This window comes from Corynebacterium sphenisci DSM 44792, from assembly GCF_001941505.1.
Taxonomy (GTDB): Bacteria; Actinomycetota; Actinomycetes; order Mycobacteriales; family Mycobacteriaceae; genus Corynebacterium; species Corynebacterium sphenisci.
The window spans coordinates 1703497-1723901 of record NZ_CP009248.1 but is presented as its reverse complement, the minus strand read 5'-3'; the positions used below and the strand labels follow the sequence as shown (position 1 = coordinate 1723901).

18 protein-coding genes and 1 riboswitch are annotated in these 20405 nt (G+C 73.6%); of the genes, 12 read left to right on the top strand and 6 right to left on the bottom strand.

The features are described from left to right. Positions 1-159: 159 nt before the first annotated feature. Positions 160-1329: an aa3-type cytochrome oxidase subunit II gene (gene ctaC / locus CSPHI_RS07825; protein ID WP_075692283.1), complete on the top strand. Its 1170-nt coding sequence runs from the start codon at positions 160-162 to the stop codon at positions 1327-1329. Positions 1330-1357: 28 nt separating this feature from the next. Continuing rightward, complete coding sequence (gene ctaF / locus CSPHI_RS07820) at positions 1358-1804, top strand: aa3-type cytochrome oxidase subunit IV (RefSeq protein WP_075692281.1); 447 nt, start codon at positions 1358-1360, stop codon at positions 1802-1804. A gap of 242 nt (positions 1805-2046) precedes the next feature. On the opposite strand, the gene CSPHI_RS07815 is transcribed toward ctaF, so the two are convergent. The 5 genes from CSPHI_RS07815 to ctaE form a co-directional block, all read right to left on the bottom strand. Continuing rightward, positions 2047-3762, bottom strand: coding sequence for an ABC-F family ATP-binding cassette domain-containing protein (locus CSPHI_RS07815; protein WP_084210310.1), 1716 nt, complete (start codon positions 3760-3762; stop codon positions 2047-2049). A 287-nt stretch (positions 3763-4049) separates the two neighbouring features. Beyond that, the gene (gene qcrB, locus CSPHI_RS07810) at positions 4050-5687 is read right to left on the bottom strand and encodes a cytochrome bc1 complex cytochrome b subunit (RefSeq protein WP_075692279.1); all 1638 of its coding nucleotides are present in this window, start codon (positions 5685-5687) and stop codon (positions 4050-4052) included. Continuing rightward, positions 5684-6898, bottom strand: coding sequence for a cytochrome bc1 complex Rieske iron-sulfur subunit (qcrA, locus tag CSPHI_RS07805; RefSeq protein ID WP_075692277.1), 1215 nt, complete (start codon positions 6896-6898; stop codon positions 5684-5686). The genes qcrB and qcrA overlap by 4 nt, the downstream gene beginning before the upstream one ends. Continuing rightward, the gene (qcrC, locus tag CSPHI_RS07800; RefSeq protein WP_075692275.1) at positions 6895-7791 is read right to left on the bottom strand and encodes a cytochrome bc1 complex diheme cytochrome c subunit; all 897 of its coding nucleotides are present in this window, start codon (positions 7789-7791) and stop codon (positions 6895-6897) included. Before qcrC ends, qcrA begins: the two co-directional genes overlap by 4 nt. A gap of 67 nt (positions 7792-7858) precedes the next feature. Beyond that, positions 7859-8473 carry an aa3-type cytochrome oxidase subunit III gene (ctaE, locus tag CSPHI_RS07795; RefSeq protein WP_157118508.1) on the bottom strand — a complete coding sequence of 205 codons (615 nt, stop codon included), beginning with the start codon at positions 8471-8473 and terminating at the stop codon, positions 7859-7861. 397 nt (positions 8474-8870) lie between these two features. On the opposite strand from ctaE, the gene trpD reads away from it, so the two are divergent. Continuing rightward, positions 8871-9923 (top strand): anthranilate phosphoribosyltransferase, encoded by a 1053-nt coding sequence (gene trpD, locus CSPHI_RS07790; RefSeq protein WP_075692271.1) that lies wholly within the window; start codon positions 8871-8873, stop codon positions 9921-9923. A 95-nt stretch (positions 9924-10018) separates the two neighbouring features. Here the strand turns inward: trpD and CSPHI_RS07785 are convergent, their stop codons facing one another. Next, on the bottom strand, positions 10019-11695 hold the full coding sequence (locus CSPHI_RS07785) for a DEDD exonuclease domain-containing protein (protein WP_245803291.1): 1677 nt from the start codon (positions 11693-11695) through the stop codon (positions 10019-10021). Between the two features lie 364 nt (positions 11696-12059). Then, positions 12060-12212: riboswitch (cyclic di-AMP (ydaO/yuaA leader) on the top strand. 13 nt (positions 12213-12225) lie between these two features. Between CSPHI_RS07785 and CSPHI_RS07780 the strand changes: the two genes are divergently transcribed. The 9 genes from CSPHI_RS07780 (at position 12226) to CSPHI_RS07740 (ending at position 20341) form a co-directional block, all read left to right on the top strand. Further along, positions 12226-12813 carry a C40 family peptidase gene (locus tag CSPHI_RS07780; protein WP_075692269.1) on the top strand — a complete coding sequence of 196 codons (588 nt, stop codon included), beginning with the start codon at positions 12226-12228 and terminating at the stop codon, positions 12811-12813. Between the two features lie 213 nt (positions 12814-13026). Beyond that, positions 13027-14055 (top strand): NlpC/P60 family protein, encoded by a 1029-nt coding sequence (locus CSPHI_RS07775; RefSeq protein ID WP_075692261.1) that lies wholly within the window; start codon positions 13027-13029, stop codon positions 14053-14055. A gap of 3 nt (positions 14056-14058) precedes the next feature. Continuing rightward, positions 14059-15264, top strand: a complete 1206-nt coding sequence (locus CSPHI_RS07770) for a glycosyltransferase family 4 protein (protein WP_075692255.1) — start codon at positions 14059-14061, stop codon at positions 15262-15264. A gap of 10 nt (positions 15265-15274) precedes the next feature. Further along, positions 15275-15715 carry an SRPBCC family protein gene (locus tag CSPHI_RS07765; protein ID WP_075692253.1) on the top strand — a complete coding sequence of 147 codons (441 nt, stop codon included), beginning with the start codon at positions 15275-15277 and terminating at the stop codon, positions 15713-15715. Further along, positions 15712-16548 carry a hypothetical protein gene (locus CSPHI_RS07760; RefSeq protein WP_075692245.1) on the top strand — a complete coding sequence of 279 codons (837 nt, stop codon included), beginning with the start codon at positions 15712-15714 and terminating at the stop codon, positions 16546-16548. The genes CSPHI_RS07765 and CSPHI_RS07760 overlap by 4 nt, the downstream gene beginning before the upstream one ends. 71 nt (positions 16549-16619) lie before the next feature. Next, a complete protein-coding gene (locus CSPHI_RS07755; protein ID WP_075692244.1) occupies positions 16620-17570 on the top strand; it encodes an ROK family protein in 951 nt (316 codons plus the stop codon). 32 nt (positions 17571-17602) lie between these two features. Further along, positions 17603-18379 (top strand): lysophospholipid acyltransferase family protein, encoded by a 777-nt coding sequence (locus CSPHI_RS07750; RefSeq protein ID WP_075692243.1) that lies wholly within the window; start codon positions 17603-17605, stop codon positions 18377-18379. A gap of 10 nt (positions 18380-18389) precedes the next feature. Further along, positions 18390-18890, top strand: a complete 501-nt coding sequence (locus CSPHI_RS07745; protein ID WP_075692242.1) for a polyadenylate-specific 3'-exoribonuclease AS — start codon at positions 18390-18392, stop codon at positions 18888-18890. Positions 18891-18952: 62 nt separating this feature from the next. After that, positions 18953-20341, top strand: a complete 1389-nt coding sequence (locus tag CSPHI_RS07740; RefSeq protein ID WP_075692241.1) for a class II 3-deoxy-7-phosphoheptulonate synthase — start codon at positions 18953-18955, stop codon at positions 20339-20341. The last annotated feature ends 64 nt before the right edge of the window (positions 20342-20405 follow it).

Below are 20405 nucleotides of genomic sequence, written 5' to 3'. Positions count from 1 at the left end.
TTATCAGCGGGGTTATACTTGGCAGCACCCCATGCGGGCCAGCCGTTGTGGAGAATTCACAGGAATGGGCTACTCTTCATGGGTAAGACTGAACCTCGTCCCGGGCCCCGGCCCGGACGGGCTCACAGGAACTTGTGTGGATCAGGAAGGCAGACACACGTGAATCACCTCAGGAAGAACGGGGTCGCCCGCAAGGCTGGCGTCCTCGGGTCCCTCGCCGCAGGCGCCACCCTGCTGACGGGCTGCGATGTCAACCCCCCGGACAACGGGCTGTTCCGGCTGATCCGCTTCGGCTGGCCCGAGGGCGTCACCCCGGAGTCCCAGGCCATGGGCAACTTCTGGGTGTGGACCTGGGTCGCCGCCTGGACCATCGGCATCATCGTCTGGGGCATCACCATCTTCTCGATGATCAACTTCACCGCGAAGAAGGCGGAGAAGGCCGGCAAGGGCGAGTTCCCCCGGCAGACCGCCTACAACGTGCCCCTGGAGCTCGTGCTCACCGCGGTGCCGATCCTCATCGTCATGGCGATGTTCTTCTTCACCGTCCAGGCGCAGGACAAGGTCACCGCGATGGACAAGGAGCCGGAGGTCACCGTCGACGTGACCGCCTTCCAGTGGAACTGGAAGTTCGGCTACGCCAACGTCTCCGCCGACCTGGCCGGCGGCACCGAGTACGACGGCCGGATCCCCTCCGATGACCCGGAGGTCTTCTTCACCGGCGAGCACGGCCACGTCCCGGCCGGCGAGACCCGCACCCAGAAGGAGTTCCCGATCCACGGCCAGTCCAAGTCGGACGTCTCCTACCTGCACTTCAACGAGATCGAGACCCTGGGCACCACCAACGAGGTGCCGGTGCTGGTGCTCCCGCTGGACACCGCCATCGAGTTTGACGTCGCCTCCGCGGACGTGGCCCACTCCTTCTGGGTCCCGGAGTTCCTCTTCAAGCGCGACGTGTTCCCGCACCCGGACGAGAACAAGGCCCAGCGGAAGTTCCAGATCGAGGCCATCGAGTCCGACAAGGTCGCCAACCGGCGCCACGTGAACCCCTCCGACAAGGTCAAGCACGCCTTCGTCGGCCGCTGCGCCGAGATGTGCGGCACCTACCACGCGATGATGAACTTCGAGATCCGCGCGGTCTCCCGCGAGGACTTCACCAAGTACCTCGAGTTCCGCCGCGCGAACCCGGACGCCACCAACGCCGAGGCGCTGGCCCACATCGGCGAGGACGCCTACGCCGTGTCCACCAGCCCCTTCAACCCGGGCCGCGTCGACACCCGCGACGTCGACGACCACTCCGCCAACACCGTCGACCTGAACGCCCGGAACTAGGGCACCGAACCATAGGAAGGGCACGACAATGAAGTCCGCCGCCAAGCTGTTCTACGGGCTCACGGTGTTCATGTTCACCGCGACCGTGGTCTACATCCTCTCCACCATCTACGTCCAGGACACGGGCAACATCATCACCGAGAGCCAGGGCCGCCTCGAGTGGGCCGGCGCCACCGGCCTCGCCCTGGGCACCCTGCTCTGCCTGTTCCTCGGCGCCTACCTGCACTTCACCGAGGTGCGCACCGACATCGCCCCCTCCGACTTCGAGGAGGCGGAGGTCGCCGACGGCGCCGGGACCCTGGGCTTCTTCTCCGCCAGCTCCATCTGGCCCTTCGTGATGACCCTGGGCATCGTGCTGATGGGCTACGGGATCGCCTTCATGAACTACTGGGTCATCGTGCTCGGCGCGGTGGTGCTCATCGTCAGCGGCACCAAGCTGAACACCCAGTACTACGTCCCGCCGGAGAAGCACTAGCGACTCCCCGCGGCCCCCGGCCCGGCCTTCCCCCGGCCGGGGCCCGCGACCCCGCCCGCCGCGCCCCACGGGCGCGCGGGGCGCACCCCGCCACCTGGCCTTCCGGTGGCGGGGTTTCCGCATGCCCGGGCCCGCGCCCGACGCCGCCGGCGGCCGGTGAGCCGGGGGCGGACGGCCGGTCCCGGGGCCGCCGGCGGCGTCGGGCCGGGGGGAGGGGCCCGCGGGGGCGCCGGGCGGTGCGCTCAGGCGAATTCGACCGGCCTGCGGCCCCGGGGCAGCTCGGTGACCTCGCCGGCCTCCACGACCAGATGGCGGGCCTCCAGGCGCTGCACCATCCGCCGATCGTGGGTGACCACGATGACGGTGCCCTCGGTGGCCTCGATGGCGTCCTGGACCTCCTCGATGAGGTCCACGCTCAGGTGGTTCGTCGGCTCGTCGAGGATCAGCACCTCCGGCGGATCGGCGACCACCAGGGCCAGGGCCACCCGGCGCTGCTGGCCCACGGAGAGATCCCCCACCGGCCGGTCCGCGTCCTCGGGGGAGAGCAGCCCCAGATCCTCGAGCTCCACGCCCCCGTCGTGCAGCTCCTCGAAGAGCTGGTTGGCGCTCTTGCGCGGATCCGCCCAGCGCTGCTCCTGGCGCAGCATCGCCACCCGGGCGCCCTGGCCGATCCGGGCCTCCCCGGACTCCGGGGCCAGCTCCCCGGCGAGCACGGACAGCAGCGTGGACTTGCCGGCCCCATTCGGGCCGGTGACCACCACGGTGTCCCCGGGCCGGATGGTCAGCGAGCCGACCCGGATCCGGTCCGGCACCACCACCCCGCGCAGCTTCAGGTGGAAGTCGTCCTCGCTGCCGGAGGGCGCCCGCTTCGTCGACGGCGGCCGGGTCAGGGGCGCGTCGAAGCCGAGCAGCGCCGGCGGTTTGGCCACCCCCTCGGCCTCCAGCTCCTCCAGGCGGGAGCGGGCGGCGCGGACCCGGCGGGCGATCTGGCGCTCCACCCGGGCCCCGGCCTGGTTGTAGGAGATCTTGTCGTTGTCGGTGCGCGCCCGCCCCGGGGAGACCTCCCGGGCCCCGGTGTCGATGGCCTTCTCCAGCCGGGCCTTCTCATGGGTCTCGGTGCGCCAGCGGTGCTCCCACAGGGCGCGCTCATGGCGGCGGTGCCGGTCGTACTCGGTCCAGTTGCCGCGGAAGATGCCGATCCCCGGCCGGCCCGGGATGAGATCGCCGATATGGGTGCAGGTCTCGTCCAGGAAGTCCCGATCGTGGGTGGCCAGCACCACCACCCCGGGATGCTCCCGGATGGTGCGGATGATGAGCTCCCGGCCCCGGTCGTCGAGGTGGTTCGTCGGCTCGTCGAGCAGCAGGATCTCCGGGCGCCGGATGAGGGTCAGGGCCAGGCCGAGCAGCGCCCGCTGGCCCCCGGACATCTCCACGGTGAGCTGGTCCAGCAGCGGGCCCTCGGGCCCGTCCTTGATGAGCCCCAGGTGGTCGAGCACCACCTCGGCGTTGTGCTCGGCGTTCCAGTCGTCGTGGGCGACCACGTCGGCGAAGTGCCGGTTGTAGTCCTCCTCGGCGGCCGCCGCGGCCTCCGGGTCCTCGCTGGCCATCGCCTCCGCGGCGGCCTCCAGGGCGGCCAGCCGGCGCCGGGCCGGGCCCAGGGCCTCCTCCACCAGCATCCGCCCGGTGGAGTCGAAGGGGGCCTGCAGCTCCTGGGAGCCCAGGGCGCGCACCCCGATGTGGGTGACGCGGCCGGAGGTGGGCTTGCGCCGGCCGGAGAGGATCCACAGCAGGGTGGACTTGCCGGCGCCGTTGTCGCCGACCAGGCCGAGCACATCGCCGGCGGAGAGGGTGAGATCGACCTCCCGCAGCACCGGGGTGGCCTCGTAGTCGAAGCTGACCCCGTTGGCGCTCAGCTGGGTCGCCGAGGCGTCGATCGGCGGCAGGGTGGGGTCCGCCATGGCTGCTGCGCCTCCTCCTCATCGGCCCCGGTTCGGGGGCTGTCCGGGCTGGGTGCGGCGGGTGCGGGCCCCGCCGCGGAACATGCCGATCATACCCCCGGACGGGCGCAGTCCCGGCGCCGGGCGCCGGCCGCCGCGGCCGCCTGGGCCGGGCGCGTCGCGCGCGGCCGGGGCCGGTTCCGGCGGGGGAGGGGAGGGGCGCGAAAAAGGCGGCCGCCCCGCCCCGTCTTCCGACGGGGCGGGGCGGCCGCTGAGCGCAATTGCGGTGGGTGCACCGCGGGCCCGGGTCAGTCCTCGAGGGCCTTCCGGGCCTCGGCCTCGGCATTGCGCGCCTCGAGGTCGCGGAACATCTGCGCCTGCTGCGCGTGGTTCTCGTGCTCGATGCGGGCCGCCTCGGCGGCGATGTGCTCCGGATCCGGGCGGAAGAACCCGCCGCGGCCCGGGCGGCCGGCCGCGCCCAGCTCGTTCATCTGCTTCGGCACGTACGCGCCCTGGTACTCCAGGGGGATCGCGTGGCCGTGCTCGTCCACCGGGCCGAGCGGCTGGTGGACCTCGATGAACTCACCGGAGGGCAGCTGGTTGATGACGCCGGTCTCGATGCCGTGCTCCAGGACCGCCCGGTCGGCGCGCTGCAGGCCGATGCAGATCCGGTAGGTCACGAAGTAGGCGATGGGCGGCAGGATGATGAGCCCGATGCGGCCGATCCAGGTCATCGCGTTCAGCGAGATCTGGAAGTGGTAGGCGATCAGGTCGTTGCCGCCGGAGAGGGTCAGCAGGGTGTAGAACACCAGCGCGGCGGCGCCGAGCGCGGAGCGCACCGGCACGTCGCGGGGCCGCTGCAGCAGGTTGTGGTGGGCGGTGTCGCCCGTCATCTTCTGCTCGATCCAGGGGTAGCTGATGAGCAGCGCGACCAGCACACCGCACAGCAGGGCCACCCAGAACACGGCCGGGATGGTGTAGTTGCCCAGGTAGATCTCCCAGGCCGGCATGACGCGGGCGGCGCCGTCCGTCCAGAGCATGTAGATGTCCGGCTGGGAGCCGGCGGAGACCTGCGAGGGGTTGTACGGGCCCAGGTTCCAGATGGCGTTGATCTGGAAGACGCCGGCCAGCAGGAACAGGAACCCGAAGGTGATGGCGCCGAAGGCCGCGGACTTCACCGCGAACACCGGCAGGATGCGGATGCCCACCACGTTGGTCTCGGTGCGGCCGGGCCCGGGGAACTGGGTGTGCTTCTGGTACCAGACCAGGGCCAGGTGCGCGCCGATGAGGCCCAGCAGCAGGGCCGGGATGAGCAGCACGTGGGCGATGTAGAGCCGGTCGATGATGATGTCGCCGGGGAAGTCGCCGTTGAACATCATCCAGTGCATCCAGGTGCCGATGATCGGCAGCCCGATGATGATGGCGGACATGATCCGCAGGCCCACGCCGGAGAGCAGGTCGTCCGGCAGGGAGTAGCCCATGAAGCCCTCGGCCACGGACAGCAGCAGCAGCACGCAGCCGATCACCCAGTTCGCCTCGCGCGGCTTGCGGAAGGCGCCGGTGAAGAAGATCCGGAACATGTGCGCCATGATCGAGATGGCGAACAGCAGGGCGGCCCAGTGGTGGACCTGGCGGATGAACAGGCCGCCGCGGACCTCGAAGGAGATCTGCAGGGCGGTCTCGTAGGCGCGGGACATCTCCACGCCGTTGAGCGGCGCGTAGGCGCCGTCGTAGATGACCTTGGTCATCGACGGGTCGAAGAAGAGGGTCAGGTAGACGCCCGAGACCAGCAGCACGACGAAGCTGTACAGCGCGATTTCGCCGAGCAGGAAGGACCAGTGCGTCGGGAAGACCTTGTTGATCTGGCGGCGCATCCCGGACGACATGGTGTAGCGCTCGTCCATGTTGCGCGCCGCGTGCGCGAGGCGGTTGTTGTTCTTACTCATGACTTACGCTCCCAGAAAGCCGGGCCGACAGGCTCGATGAAGTTGCCCTCGGCCACGAGGAACCCGTCCTCGTCGACGTCGATGGGCAGTTCGGGCAGGGCACGCGCCGCGGGGCCGAAGACCGGCTTGCCGTAGTGCAGCGCGTCGAACTGCGACTGGTGGCACGGGCAGAGGATGCGGTTCGTCTGCGCCTCGTACAGCGAGGTGGGGCAGCCGATGTGCGTGCAGATCTTCGAGTAGGCGAAGTAGTCGCCGTAGTGGAAGTCCTCCTGGCCCTGTCGCAGGGTGGCCCGCGCCGCGTCCTGCGAGCGCAGGCGGATCAGCATCACGGCGTTGCGGGAGCCGTGGATGGAGTGCATATGCGCCTCGTAGACGTCCTTCTGCGGGTCGTACTCGCCGCCGTCGTTGACGTCGGCCTCGGGCAGCGGGAACACGGTCTCCATCGCGCCGGCGGAGAGGTCCTCCGGGCGCATCCGCACCAGGCGGGAGACCCCGCGGGTGGTGTAGCCGTGGTGGCCCTCCTCGGCGATGGCGCCGGTGTCCCGGCCCAGGTAGACCTTCTCGCCCTTCTCGACGAGGGTCCAGCCGGTGGTCCACAGGGTGCCGTCGCCGGTGATGTCCAGCTCGTGGCGGGGCTTCCAGGGGTTCTTGATCATCCCGCCGAAGGGCAGGATGAGGCCGATCCCGGCGAGCACCGCGCCGGTGCCGAGCAGGCCCTTGATGGCCTTGCGCCGGCCCAGGGTGGAGGTCTCCCAGGAGTCGTTGAGCAGGGCCACGATGGTCTTCTGGTCCACCTCCTCGGAGGGGCCGTCATGGCGGCGCTGCACCGAGATCTCCTCGGGGATGAAGCGCTTGGTGTACTTCACCGCGCCGACGCCCAGGCAGAGGATGGACCCGCCGAGGGTCACGCCCAGCATCGGGTTGTGGAAGGTGTACAGCCACATGCCCTCCTGGCCGTGGCCGCGGTAGTGCCAGGGCCAGAAGAGGTAGACCGCGATGAAGGCCAGGCCGAGGACCACGGCCAGCGCCAGCCAGATGCCGACGCCGAGCGCGGCGCGCTTCTCCGCCGGGTCGCCCTCGATGGGGAAGCGCTCCTTGCGGTAGGCGATGGTGACGTCGTCGAGCTCGGTGCCGAGGCGGGCGAGCTCCTCGTTGCTCATCTTCGCCAGCTCCGCGGAGCTGGGCTTGGTGTTGAAATCGTTGTTGCTCATCGACGGGATCCAATCCACATGGCCGCCGCAATCAGGGCGACGATACCGACAATCCACATGAAGAGGCCCTCGGTGACCGGCCCGATGCCGGCGAGGCCGTAGCCGCCGGGGTTGGGGGTCTCCTTGGCCGCCTTGATGTAGGCGATGATGTCCTTCTTCTCGTCAGCGCTGAGCTGGCGGTCGGAGAACTTCGGCATGTTCTGCGGGCCGGTGAGCATGGCCTGGTAGATCTCCTGCTCATTGGCCGGGTCCAGCACCGGGGCGTACTTGCCGCCGGAGAGGGCGCCGCCGCGGCCGGTGAAGTTGTGGCAGGAGGCGCAGTTCAGGCGGAACAGCTCGGAGCCGCGGGCCACGTCGGCGGGGTCGATCTCGCCGTTGGGCCCGGCGTTCTTGCCGCGCAGGGACTCCATCGCGATGGAGCCGTCCTCGTCGAGGACCAGGCCGGCGCCGCCGCCGTGCGACTGCACGTAGGCCGCGATGGCCAGCGCCTGCTCATCGGAGTAGCGCGGGGTCTTGCGGGCGGCCTGCGCCTCGTTGCGCAGCATCGGCATCCGGCCGGAGTGCACCTGGAAGTACACGGCGCCTTCGCCGACGCCGATGAGGGACTTGCCGCGGTCCTTGACGCCCTGGAGGTTCACGCCGTGGCAGGTGACGCAGGCCACGTCGTAGAGCTCCTTGCCCTCCTGGATGAGGGCGGCGGCCTCGTCGGACTGGGCGGTGGCGGTCTGCGCGTCGGGCGTGACCGCGTTGGCGAGGAGGCCCGCGCCGGTGAGGGCGAGGGCGAGCGCCATCACGCCGGAGGCGGCGCGGCGCATCTTCCGCCGGCCGCGCTTGGCGCGCGCCGACGGGGAGGACGTCCGGTCCTCCGCTGCGGGGTAATGGGTTTCCATCATTTTCCTTTGAGAAGTCGTGGAAAGTGCGATGGGCTGTAGGCCGCGCGTCAGGTGCGGCCGCTACGGCCTACTGGATGAAGTAGATGGTGATGAACAGGCCGATCCAGACCACGTCGACGAAGTGCCAGTAGTAGGACACGACGATGGCGGCGGTCGCCTGGGCCGGGGTGAACTTGGACTTGGCCGTGCGGATCAGCACCACGACGAAGCCGAGCACGCCGGCGAGGACGTGCGCGGCGTGGAAGCCGGTGGTGATGAAGAACACGGAGCCGTAGATGGAGTTCTGGATGGTCAGGCCGTGGCCCACGAGGGTGAAGTACTCGAAGCCCTGCCCGAGGAGGAACACGGCGCCGAGCACGATGGTCAACGCGTACCACTTGCGGAGCCCGAAGATGTCACCCCTCTCCGCGGCGAAGACGCCCCACTGCGCGGTGAACGACGATGACACGAGGATCACCGTGATCAGGAGGGCGTACGGGACGTTGAGGTGGCCGGTGCCCCAGTCCCACGACTCGCCCTGCCCGTTGGCGCGCGACACGAAGTACATCGCGAACAGGCCGGCGAAGAACATCAATTCCTGAGACAGGAACACGATCGTGCCGACACTGACCATGTTCGGCCGGTTCAGTGTCGTGGCACGACGCGGTGCTGTCATACCTTGGTTATCAACTGCGCTCGTCACGTAAGACAGTATGGCCTGTTCTTAAGGGAGAGTCACGTCAGATCCCCCGATCTGGGCAGGAAATCTGCAAAACCCCAGGTCGCGGCTCCCCGAACCTGAGAGGAAACCTAAATCTTCGGCGTGTCGGGAACTTCTTGGGTACGCCATCCGACGCGGCCCCCGCCCCGTCCCCGGCCCTCGCCAGCCCCGCCGGCCGTCCCCCGGGCCCGCCCGCGGGGCGCGCCCCGGCCGCCGGCGGCGGCCGCGCTCACCTTCCTCGCGGACTGTCCTCAGCTTAGCCCATGGGGGAACCCCGCGGGCGCGCTCCCGCGGCGACCCCCGCGCCGGTAACATCCGCCCCGTGCCCCCGCCGCCGGCGGGGCGGCAGAGACCCGAATCCACCGAAGGAGCCACCGGCATGAGCGAGCACGAGGACGAGGCCACCCGCAACCGCTGGATCGGGGTGCTCGGCGCGATCGGCGCCGGCCGCGACCTGGATCCGGCGCAGGTGCGCTTCGCCATGGCCGAGATCATGTCCGGCCGGGCCGAGGAGCTGCGCATCGGCGCCTTCGCCCTGGGCCTGATGGCCAAGGGCGTCAACGCCGCCGAGCTGGAGGCCGCCGCCGACGGGATGCTCTCCTTCGCCGCCCCGGTGGACGCCCCCGAGGCCGCCGAGGCGGTGGACATCGTCGGCACCGGCGGCGACGGGGCGCATACCGTGAACATCTCCACCATGGCCGCCGTGGTGGTCGCCGCCACCGGGGTGCCGGTGATCAAGCACGGCAACCGGGCGGCGTCCTCGCGCTCCGGCGGCGCGGACATGCTCGAGGCCCTCGGCCTGGACATCACCGCGGATCGGCTGCGCGCCCCGCGGCACCCGGACTTCCGGCTCACCTTCGTCTTCGCCGGGGCGCACCACCCGGCGATGCGCTTCGCCGGCCCGGTGCGCGCCCGGCTGGGCGTGCCCACCGTGTTCAACCTGCTGGGCCCGCTGACCAACCCGGCGCAGCCGGCCGCCGGGCTCATCGGCTGCGCCTTCGCCGACCGGATGGACACCATGGCCGGGGTCTACGCGCGCCGCGGGCAGCGGGTGCTGGTGGTGCGCGGCGCCGACGGCCTGGACGAGATCACGGTCACCGGGCCCACCGCGGTGCGCGTGGTCGAGGACGGGGCGGTGCGCGCCGAGGAGATCGCCCCGGAGGACTTCGGGATGGCCCGCGCCGGACTGGACGCGCTGCGCGGCGGCACCCCGGCGGACAACGCCGAGGTGGCCCGCCGGGTGTGGGCGGGGGAGCAGACCGGCCCGATCCGGGATGCGGTGCTGCTCAACGCCGCCGGGGCGGTCGCCGCCGCCCGCGGCTTCGCCGGGGCCCCGGCCGCCGAGGCGATCGGCGCGGCCCTGGCCGACGTCCGCGCCACCGTGGACTCCGGGCGCTGCGCGGGCATCGTCGACGACGTCCTCGCCGGCTGATCCCGCCGGCGGCCCGCCGCCCGCGGGCCCGCCGGTATCGATCCCCCTATTAGTAAGGAGCGCACCGGCCGGCGCGCCCCCCGGGATGGCTCCGCTCACCGGCGGCCGGCGCCCCGGTCCGACTCCCGGGCCTCCCGGGCCGCCCCGGCGGCGCGGGCGGCCCACGCCCGCCATCGGCCGGCGCCGTCGACCCGGCCGGCCCACACCCCCGCCACCGGTCCGATCCGCACCTCGGGGCGCAGCAGCCAGTCGTGCAGCACGGTGAGCTCATGCGGGTTCGCCCCGTGCAGCGGGCCCTCGCCGGGGGTGACCGTGTCCGCGGATTCGGCGAGCAGCCGGCTCACCCGGGCGGCGTCGCCGCCGCGGGGGCAGCGCCCGGCCGCGGCGAGCCGGCCGTGCCGGATGACCGCCAGCTCCCAGCCGCCGCCCTCGGCGGGCCGGGCCGCCTGCAGCTGCGGCACCGCCGCCAGCGCGCCCAGCTGCTGCCGGCGGGCCACGGCTTCGATGAGCTCGGCGAGGATGTCGCGCTCATGGGCGGCCCGCCGGTAGCGGCCGGCCTCGGCCAGGGCGCCGATCCGCGCCACCAGGGCGCCCAGCCGCGCCCCGCCGCCCTCGGCGAGATCCGCGGCGACCTCCGCGAAGCTGGGCGCCTCCCCGGCCGGGCCGGCGAGCCCGGCGACGGGGGAGCCGGGGTGGCCGAAGAGCAGATCCCGGGCGGCCTCGGCGGCGGAGCGGGTGCGGAAGGGCCCGATCGACCCGGCGTCGCCGGCGCCGCGGCGCACCGCCGGCCGGCCGCCGGCGGCGGCCAGGTGCCAGCCGCGGCCGGGTTCGGTGCGCTGCCGGTTGTAGGGCGGGCGCAGCGCGGCGAGCATCCGGGCCTCGCGCACCTCGGCGTCCAGGGCATGCGCGCAGGCGACGGTCTCCACGGATTCGGCGAGCAGCACCATCTCGGTGATCCGCCGCCGCGGGTCGGCGCCGGTGAAGTACTGGGTGAGCCGGCGGCGCAGATCGGCGGCGGTGCCGATGTAGAGCGGGTCCCCGCCGGGGCCGCGGAAGAGGTACACCCCGGGCCCGTGCCCGACGCCGTCGATGAGCGCGCGTTTCGCGCGCAGCCGGGGGTCCACCTCCGGGCGGAAGCGGCGCAGCTGCTCGGCGGTGGTCACCTCATGGCCGGCGAGGCGTTCGATGAGGTGGTGCAGCACCGCCACCGTGGCCCGGGCGTCGGCCAGCGCCCGGTGGCTGGGCCGGTGCGCGGCCCCGACGTGGGCGGCCAGGGCGCCGAGCCGGTAGGAGCCGACCTCGCCCCGGTCGATGAGGTCGCGGGCCAGGCGCAGGGTGTCCACCACCGGCGGGGCCGGCCAGGCCAGCCCGAGTTCGGCGGCGTTGGCGCGCAGGAAGCCCAGATCGAAGGGGGCGTTGTGCGCCACCCAGGTCGCGCCCCGGGCGAAGTCGAGGAAGCGGGGCAGCACGGTGCCGATCTGGGGCCGGCCGGCGACGTCGGCATCGCCGATCCCGGTGAGCCGGGTGATCCGGGGGTCGATCGGCCGGCCCGGGTCGATCAGCTCGTCGAACTCGGCCTCGACCACCCCGCCGCGCACCCGCACCGCGCCGATCTCCAGGATGGCGGCGCGTTCCGGGGACAGCCCCGTGGTCTCCAGGTCGAGCACCACGAAGGTGGTCCGGTGCAGGGCCGCGTCGCCGAGCCCGGCCTCGTCCGGATCCGCGCCGGGCGCGGCTCCGGGGAGGCTCAGCTGCCGGGGTGCGTGCGTCACGGGGACCACCATAGGAGCGGCCCGGACGGCGGGCCCGCGGGCCCGCCGGGACCCCCGAAGAGCCCAATGTGGCGCAAATCACAATGAAAACAGTCGGCGAGGCGCGCCGGCTTCGCGCCGGCGGGCGGGTCCGGGCTCCGGTTACCGGTGAACCGCCAGCGCATGGCGGTGGTTCGGCGCCGCTTCGGCGGGCGTTACAGGGGGGAGCGGTATCGTTATCGAGCTGTTATCGACAATACTGAAAGTCGGTAACGGTTTGATTTCGGCGACGCGCCGGGCCGTGGGCTGGACACGGGGCGATCCCGTTTCGTAATCTTGCCGAGACCTTGCGGAGGGGTCCACCGGAGACGGTGCCCCCGACGCCAAGACGTACAGGCCTAATCGCCGGCCCCCGCGGTCGGCGAGCCGGGGACCCACCTCCTCGGGGTGAATCCCGCCGCAGCCGCGGCGGGTAGGGAGATCTTCCACGCTCCCGAACCCGTCAGCTAACCCGGTCCGCACGCATCAGGAAGAAACTGGAGACACACATCATGGGTAAGCACACCCGCCGTTCCACCCTCGGCCGCAACGCCGCCATCGCCGGGGCCACCATCGCCTCCGTCACCGCCCTGGCCGTCCCGGCCGCCGGCGCCAACCCGGTGCAGGACATCGTCGACTTCGGCAGCTCCCAGGTCGACCTCGACGACATCGCGGGCATCGCCGGCAACCTGCCGGTGGACGTGCCCTCCATCAACTCCGCCCCGGTCCCGGTGGCCGGCGCCGCCGCCCCGGTCTCCCAGGGCCAGCGCATCGTCTCCGCCGCCCGCTCCAAGATCGGCTCCCCCTACGTCTGGGGCGCGACCGGCCCGGACTCCTTCGACTGCTCCGGCCTGACCTCCTGGGCCTACAAGCAGGTCGGCAAGGCCATCCCGCGCACCTCCCAGGACCAGGCCGCCAACGGCATCCGGGTCGCCCGCAACGCCATCCAGCCCGGCGACATCATCGCCTTCTACTCCGGCGCCACCCACGTGGGCATCTTCTCCGGCGGCGGCAACGTGATCCACGCCCCGAACTCCGGTGACGTGGTCAAGGAGGCCCCCATGGACTACATGCCCTACCACTCCGCCGTCCGCTACTAGGCCACGGCCCACCGGCCCCCGCCGAGGCACTCGGAACGGCCCCCGACGGGGGTCCTGATTCGACCCTCCAGTCACATCCGCCACGGCAGTGGCGGGGTGGCCCGCACGCCCCGCGTCGACACCGACGCGGGGCGTGCGCATTGCTATCCTCACTACTCGAGTCGCCGCCCGCCCGGGCGGCGCCGCCCGGAGAACCGAAAGGCCCGCATCCCCGTGATCCGCCGCCCGCGCACCCTGCTCGCCGCCGCCGCGGTGGCCGCCGCCCTGCCCCTGGCCGCCCCCGCCAGCGCCCTCGCCCCCGCCGCGGCCCAGGAGCTCACCGCCGAGGCCATCATCGCCGAGCTGGAGGAGCTCTCCCGCGAGGCCGAGGCCAATTCCGAGGCGGTCACCGCCCTGGACATCGAGGTCGAGGAGCAGGAGCGGCTCGTCGCCGAGCAGGGCGAGCGGGTGACCGCGGCCACCCGGGCCGCGGAAACCGCCCGGGACCGCGCCGCGGACACCCGCGCCCGGCTGGCCGGCTACGTCCGGCAGCGGCTGCGCGGGGCCACCACCGACCCGGTCACCGCGGTGCTCGGCGCCGCCGACGCCCAGGACGCCATCGACCGCACCGCCTACCTGGCCCGGCTCGGCCGGGAGCAGGACGAGGTGCTCGCCGGGGCCGCGGAGCGGCTGCGCGCCGCCGCGGACGCGCACGCCCGCGCCGCCTCCGCCGCCGCGGAGGCCCGGTTCACCCTCAACCAGCTGGAGGCGCGCCGCGGCGAACTCGACGCCGAGCGCGCCGAACTGGACCGGCGCACCGGCGAGGTCCGGGACCGGGTGTCCGCGCTCAGCCCCGAGCAGCTGGCCATTTGGCGCGCCAAGAACAACCCGGTCACCGAGGGCCTGGCGGACCTGCTGGGCTCCTCGGCGGCGGTGGACGCGGCGATGTCGAAGATCGGCGCCCCCTACTCCTGGGGCGCCGCCGGCCCGGACGCCTTCGACTGCTCCGGGCTGATGTACTGGGCCTACGCCCAGATCGGCAAATCCATCCCGCGCACCTCCCAGGCGCAGCTCGCCGGCGGCACCCCGGTGAGCCGGGACCAGCTGCAGCCCGGCGACATCATCGGCTACTACCCCGGGGTGACCCATGTGGGCATGTACGTCGGCAACGGCCAGATCGTGCACGCCTCCGACTACGGGATCCCGGTGCAGGTGGTCTCCATCGACCAGGGCGGGCCCTACCAGGGCGCGGTGCGCTACTAGCCGATGGGCGCCCCCGCCTCGCCCACAGACCGCCCCGGCGACCCCGCGGGGTGCGCGCACCCGCGCACCCTGCTCATCACCAACGACTTCCCGCCCCGGCCCGGCGGCATCGAGAGCTACCTGCGGGACTTCCTGGGCACCCTCGACCCCGCCCGGGTGAGCGTGCTCGCCTCCACCCGGGCCCCGGCCGCGGAGATCGCCGCCCACGACGCCGCCGCGCCCTACCGGGTGCACCGGCTGCCGGACCCGGTGCTGCTGCCGCTGCCGCACGTGGCCCGCGCCGCGGCGGCGATCATCGCCGCCGAGGACGTCGAGACGGTGTGGTTCGGCGCCGCCGCCCCGCTGGGCCTGCTCGCCCCGGCGCTGCGCCGGGCCGGGGCGCGCCGGGTGGTGGCCACCACGCACGGCCACGAGGTGGGCTGGGCGATGCTGCCCGGGGCGCGGGCGGCGCTGCGCCGGATCGGCGCCGCCGCGGACGCGGTGACCTTCATCTCCGACTACACCCGCCGCCGGATCGCCGCCGCCTTCGGGCCGGCCGCCGCCTTCGAGCGGCTGCCCTCCGGGGTGGACGCGGACTTCTTCCGGCCCGACCCGGCCGCGGGCGCGGCGATCCGCGCCCGGCACGGCATCCCCGCGGACGCCCCCGTGGTGGCCTGCGTCTCCCGGCTGGTCACCCGCAAGGGCCAGGACCGGCTCATCGACGCCCTGCCGGCGCTGGCCCGCCGGCACCCCGGGGTGCGGCTGCTCATCGTCGGCACCGGCCCGCGCGCTGCGGCGCTGCGGCGCCGGGCGCGGCGCCGGGGGGTGGCCGACCGGGTGACGTTCACCGGGGCGGTGCCCCACCCGGAGCTGCCCGCGCACTACAACGCCGCGGACGTGTTCGCGATGCCGGCGCGCACCCGCTTCGGCGGCCTCGACGTGGAGGGCCTGGGCATCGTCTACCTGGAGGCCCAGGCCTGCGGGATCCCGGTGGTCGCCGGGGACTCCGGCGGCGCCCCGGAGACCATCGTGGACGGGGTCACCGGGCATGCGGTGCCCGGCCGGGACGCCGCCGCCGTCGCCCGGGCTATCGGGGCGCTGCTGGCGGATCCGGCGGCCGCGGCGGCGATGGGCCGGGCCGGGCGGGCCCATGTGCTGCGGCAGTGGACCTGGGACCGGCTCGGCGCCCGGCTGCGGGCGATCCTCGACGGCCCGCCGGCCCGGCGGTAGTTTGGTGCCCATGAGCGAGCGAACCCGGGCCGAGATCGTCATCGACGCCACCCCGGAGGCGATCCTGGACGTCATCGGCGACGTCGCCGCCTACCCCGACTGGGCCGCCGGCACCGCCGCCGCGGAGGTCACCGAGGCCGGCGCCGCCCCGCTGCGCCCCCGCCGGGCGGCGTTCACCGTGGACGCGGTGCTGCGCGACGAGTTCGAGCTGGAGTACGACTGGGAGGACTCCGGGGTGTCCTGGCGGCTGCTGCGCTCCCAGCTGCTGCGCAGCCAGACCGGCAGCTACCGGCTGAGCGCGGAGCCCGCCGGCGGCACCCGGGTGGCCTATGAGCTCGCCGTGGAGACCGCGGTGCCGATGCTGGGCATGCTGCGCCGCAAGGCCGAGCGCCGGATCATCGACACCGCCCTGGCCGGGCTGCGCGACCGGGTGCGGGACCTCGCCGGGTGAGCGCCTGGCTGCACCTGCTCTGCCCGCCGCGGCCCGCCCCGCCCGGGGCGCGGGCGCTGCGCCCCGGCGATGACCTGGCCGCGGCCGCCGGGCTGCTCGAGATCTCGGAGACCCCCCTGGCCGGGGTCGCCGGGCTGGAGCGGCTGGGCGTGTGGGCCCGGGCCCGCCGCCAATTCGAGGACACCGGCGCCGCGGTGGCGGTGCACCTCGGCGATACGCCCGCCGAGCAGCTGGACTGGCTGCGGCTGCTGCACGCCCCCGGCGAACTCGCCGATCTGATCGACGCGGTGGAGCCCCGGGTGGAGCGGCACCGGGAGATGCCGGAGGTCTTCGGCCAGCGCTCCCGGCGGGCCCGGCTGCTGGAGCGCACCTGGGCCCGGGGCACCGGCCTGCGCGCCGCGATCGGGGCCGGGGAGGTGCTGCTGCACCCCGCCGCCGCCGATGACCCGGTCGCCGCGGCCGCGTCCTTCACCGGGGTGCACCTGGCCCCGCCGGGCCCGCCGGGGACCGCGCCGGTGCCGCCGGCGGGCCCGCGGCTGTCCGCCCCCGACTACGACGGGGCCGGCCGGCTGCTGCTGGAGCTGCGGCTGCCGCTGCCCGCCGCCCTGGCCGACCGGGGCGGGGCCCCGGCCCGGGCCCGCTTCGGCGGCGGGGTGGCGGTGGTGCGCTACGCCGGCTGGGCCCGCCGGATCCCCGTCCCGCCGGTGCTGCGCGCCTGCGAGCTCCTCGGGGCGCGCACCCGGATCCGCCGGGCCGATTCGGGCGGGCCGGCCGGCGGCGATATCCTGTTGTCGTTCCGCTCCCTGCCCGGCCTGCTGCCGCGCGGGGCCTGAGAGGGCCCCCGGGGGGCGGGCCCGCCCCCCGTCCACCCCTCGCCGCGCCGCGCGGTCCCCCAGGAGCAGCAGTGAGCCCCACCCGACCCGCCATCGGCTTCGACATCGGCGGCACCAACCTGCGCGCCGCCGTCGTCGACGGCTCCGGCCGGGTGCTCGCCCGGGCCCGGCGGGCCACCCCCGGCACCGAGGCCGCCCTGGAGGACGCGATCGTCGACGTGGTCGGCGAACTCGACGCCGCGGCGGCGGTGGGGGGAGTGGGCCTGGCCGTGGCCGGGTTCCTCGACGCCGGCTGCCGCACCGTGCGCTTCGCCCCGCACCTGCCCTGGCGCGACGCCGCGGTCGCCGACCGGCTGGAGGCCCGGCTGGGCCGCCCGGTGACCCTGGAGCACGACGCCAACTCCGCGGCCTGGGGGGAGTACCGCTTCGGCGCCGCCCGCGGCGCCGGCACCTGGGCGCTGTTCGCCCTGGGCACCGGGATCGGCGGTGCCCTCATGCACGAGGGCCGGCTCTTCCGCGGCGCCTTCGGCACCGCCCCCGAATTCGGCCACCTCACCGTCGTCGACGGCGGCCGACGGTGCCCCTGCGGCAAACGCGGCTGCCTGGAGCGGTACTGCTCCGGCACCGCCCTGGCCACCACCGCCGCGGAACTCGCCGCCGCCGGGGGCTGGGCCGGGCCGCTGGCCGAGGAGGCCGCCGGTGGCGGGCTCACCGGCACCGCGGTGATGGCCGCGGCCGCCGCCGGGGACCCGCTCGGCCGCGCCGCGGTGGCCGATTTCGCCGGCTGGCTGGGCCGCGGCCTGGCCCTGGTCGCCGATGTGCTGGACCCGGAGCTCATCGTCATCGGCGGCGGGGTCGCCGCCGACCACGCCATGTTCCTGGACCGCGCCCGGGAGGTCTACGCCCGGGAGATCACCGGGGCCGGGCACCGGCCGCTGGCCCGGGTCGCCCCCGCGGTGCTCGACGGGGACGCGGGCATGATCGGGGTGGCCGATTTGGCCGCCGCGCGGGTGGCGGCCTGACCCCGGCCGGGTTCACCCCGTATGCTTTCGACGTGACTATTTGGTGGTACCGGTTCTTCAAGTACATCCTCATCGGGCCCTTCCTGCGGGTGTGGAACCGGCCCCGCACCCAGGGGCTGGGGCGGATCCCGGAGGAGGGCGCGGTGATCCTGGCCTCCAACCACCTCGCGGTGCTGGACTCCTTCTACCTGCCCCTGGTGTTCCGCCGGCAGATGACCTTCCTGGCGAAGAAGGAGTACTTCACCGGCACCGGGTTCGTCGGCGCGGTGCAGCGCTTCTTCTTCACCGTGGTCGGCCAGGTGCCCATCGACCGCACCTCCGGCGACGCCGCCCGGGACGCGCTGGTCGCCGGGCTGAAGGTGCTCGACGGCGGGGATGTGCTGGGCATGTACCCGGAGGGCACCCGCTCCCCGGACGGCCGGCTCTACCGGGGCAAGACCGGGGTGGCCCGGGTGGCCCTGGCCAGCGGGGCGAAGGTGTACCCGGTGGGCATGATCAACACCGAGCGGGCGAACCCGCCGAACACCTGGCGGGTGCTGCCGCACCGGATCGGGGTGCGCATCGGCGAGCCCCTGGACCCGGCGGACTACCGGGACCGCGGCGACGAGTACGCCTGCGCCCGGGCGCTCACCGACGATCTGATGCGCGCCCTGCAGAACCTCACCGGGCAGACCTACGTCGACGCCTACTCCGCCGAGGTGAAGGCGGCCCTGGCCGCGGGGGAGGGCTACCCGGCGGGCGCCGAGCCCGGCGGGGCCCTGGAGGCCGCCGCCCCGGCCGGGGCGCTGCGCTGGTGGCGCGGCCGGTAGGTTGGCCGACGTGCGCTACTTCTACGACACCGAGTTCATCGAGGACGGACGCACCATCGACCTGATCTCGATCGGGGTCGTCGCCGAGGACGGCCGGGAGTTCTACGCCGTCTCCGCGGAATTCGACGAGCGCGCCGCCGGGCCCTGGGTGCGCGCCCACGTGCTCGGCCAGCTGCCCAGCCCCGGCTCCGGGCTGTGGATGCCCCGGGCGCGGATCCGGGATCGGCTGACGGAGTTCCTGCTGCCCGCCGGGGGCGGGGACCCCGAGCTGTGGGCCTGGGTGGGCGCCTACGACCACGTGGTGCTCGCCCAGCTGTGGGGGGACATGACCCGGCTGCCCCGCCGGCTGCCCCGGTACACCCGGGAGCTGAAGCAGCACTGGGAGGCCGCGGGCCGGCCGACGCTGCCCGCCCAGCCCTCCGGCCGCCATGACGCGCTGGCCGACGCCCGGCACAACCTGGCCCGGTTCCGGGCCATCGAGGCGCACCGGGAGCGGGCCCGGGGGCGCTGAGCCCGGCCCCCGCGGCAGCGGCGATGCCACCGCGCGGCGGCGGGGCCCGTATGATGTGCCCCGTGAGTTGGACCATTGACGTACCCCTGGCCGAACTGCCCGATCTGCCCCCGCTGCCGGGGGGGATCCAGGAGCGCTTCGACGACGCCGTGGCGCGGCGCGCCCTGCAGCAGCCCTCCTGGGATCCGGCGAAGGCGCGGCAGGTGCGCAAGATCCTGGAGTCGGTGCCGCCCATCGTGGTCGCCCCGGAGATCCGGCGGCTGCAGGGCGAGCTCGCCGACGTCGCCAACGGGCGGGCCTTCCTGCTGCAGGGCGGCGACTGCGCGGAGACCTTCGAGTCCAACACCGAACCGCATATCCGGGCCAATATCAAGACCCTGCTGCAGATGGCGGTGGTGCTCACCTACGGCGCCTCCACCCCGGTGGTGAAGATGGCCCGGATCGCCGGCCAGTACGCCAAGCCCCGGTCGAAGGACATCGACGGCGACGGGCTGCTCAGCTACCGCGGGGACATGGTCAACGGGGTGGAGCCCACCGAGGCCGCCCGGGTGCACGACCCGGCCCGGATGGTGCGCGCCTACGCCAACGCCTCCGCGGCGATGAACCTGGTGCGCGCGCTCACCGGCTCCGGCACCGCCGATCTGCACCGGCTGCACGAGTGGAACCGGGAGTTCGTCAACGACTCCCCGGCCGGGGCCCGCTACGAGGACCTGGCCGCGGAAATCGACCATGCGCTGTCCTTCATGGCCGCCTGCGGGGTGTCCGACTCCAATCTGCAGACCGCCCAGATCTACTGCTCGCACGAGGCCCTGGTGGTCGACTACGAGCGGGCGATGCTGCGCCTGGCCGAGGACAACGACGGGGCGAAGGCGCTCTACGACCTCTCCGCGCACCAGCTGTGGATCGGGGAGCGCACCCGCGGCCTGGAGGACTTCCACGTCGCCTTCGCCGCGCTCATCGGCAACCCGGTCGGGGTGAAGATCGGGCCGACCACCACCCCGGAGGAGGCGGTGGCCTACGTCGAGCGCCTGGACCCGCTCAACCAGCCGGGCCGGCTGACCCTGACCTCCCGGATGGGCAATGACAAGGTCCGCGCCGCGCTGCCGCCCATCGTGGAGGCGGTGGAGGCCACCGGGCACAAGGTGATCTGGCAGTGCGATCCGATGCACGGCAACACCTACTCCGCCTCCAACGGGTACAAGACCCGGCACTTCGACCGGATCGTGGACGAGGTGCAGGGCTTCTTCGAGGTGCACCGGCGGCTGGGCACCCACCCCGGCGGCATGCACATCGAGCTCACCGGGGAGGACGTCACCGAGTGCCTGGGCGGCGCCCAGGACATCTGCGACGTGGATCTGCCGGGCCGCTACGCCTCCGCCTGCGACCCCCGGCTGAACACCCAGCAGTCCCTGGAGCTGGCCTTCCTGGTCGCGGAGATGCTCCGCAACTAGCGCCCGCGCGCCACCGACGCCGGCCGCGGACCCCGCAGGGGGTCCGCGGCCGGCGGCGTCTGCG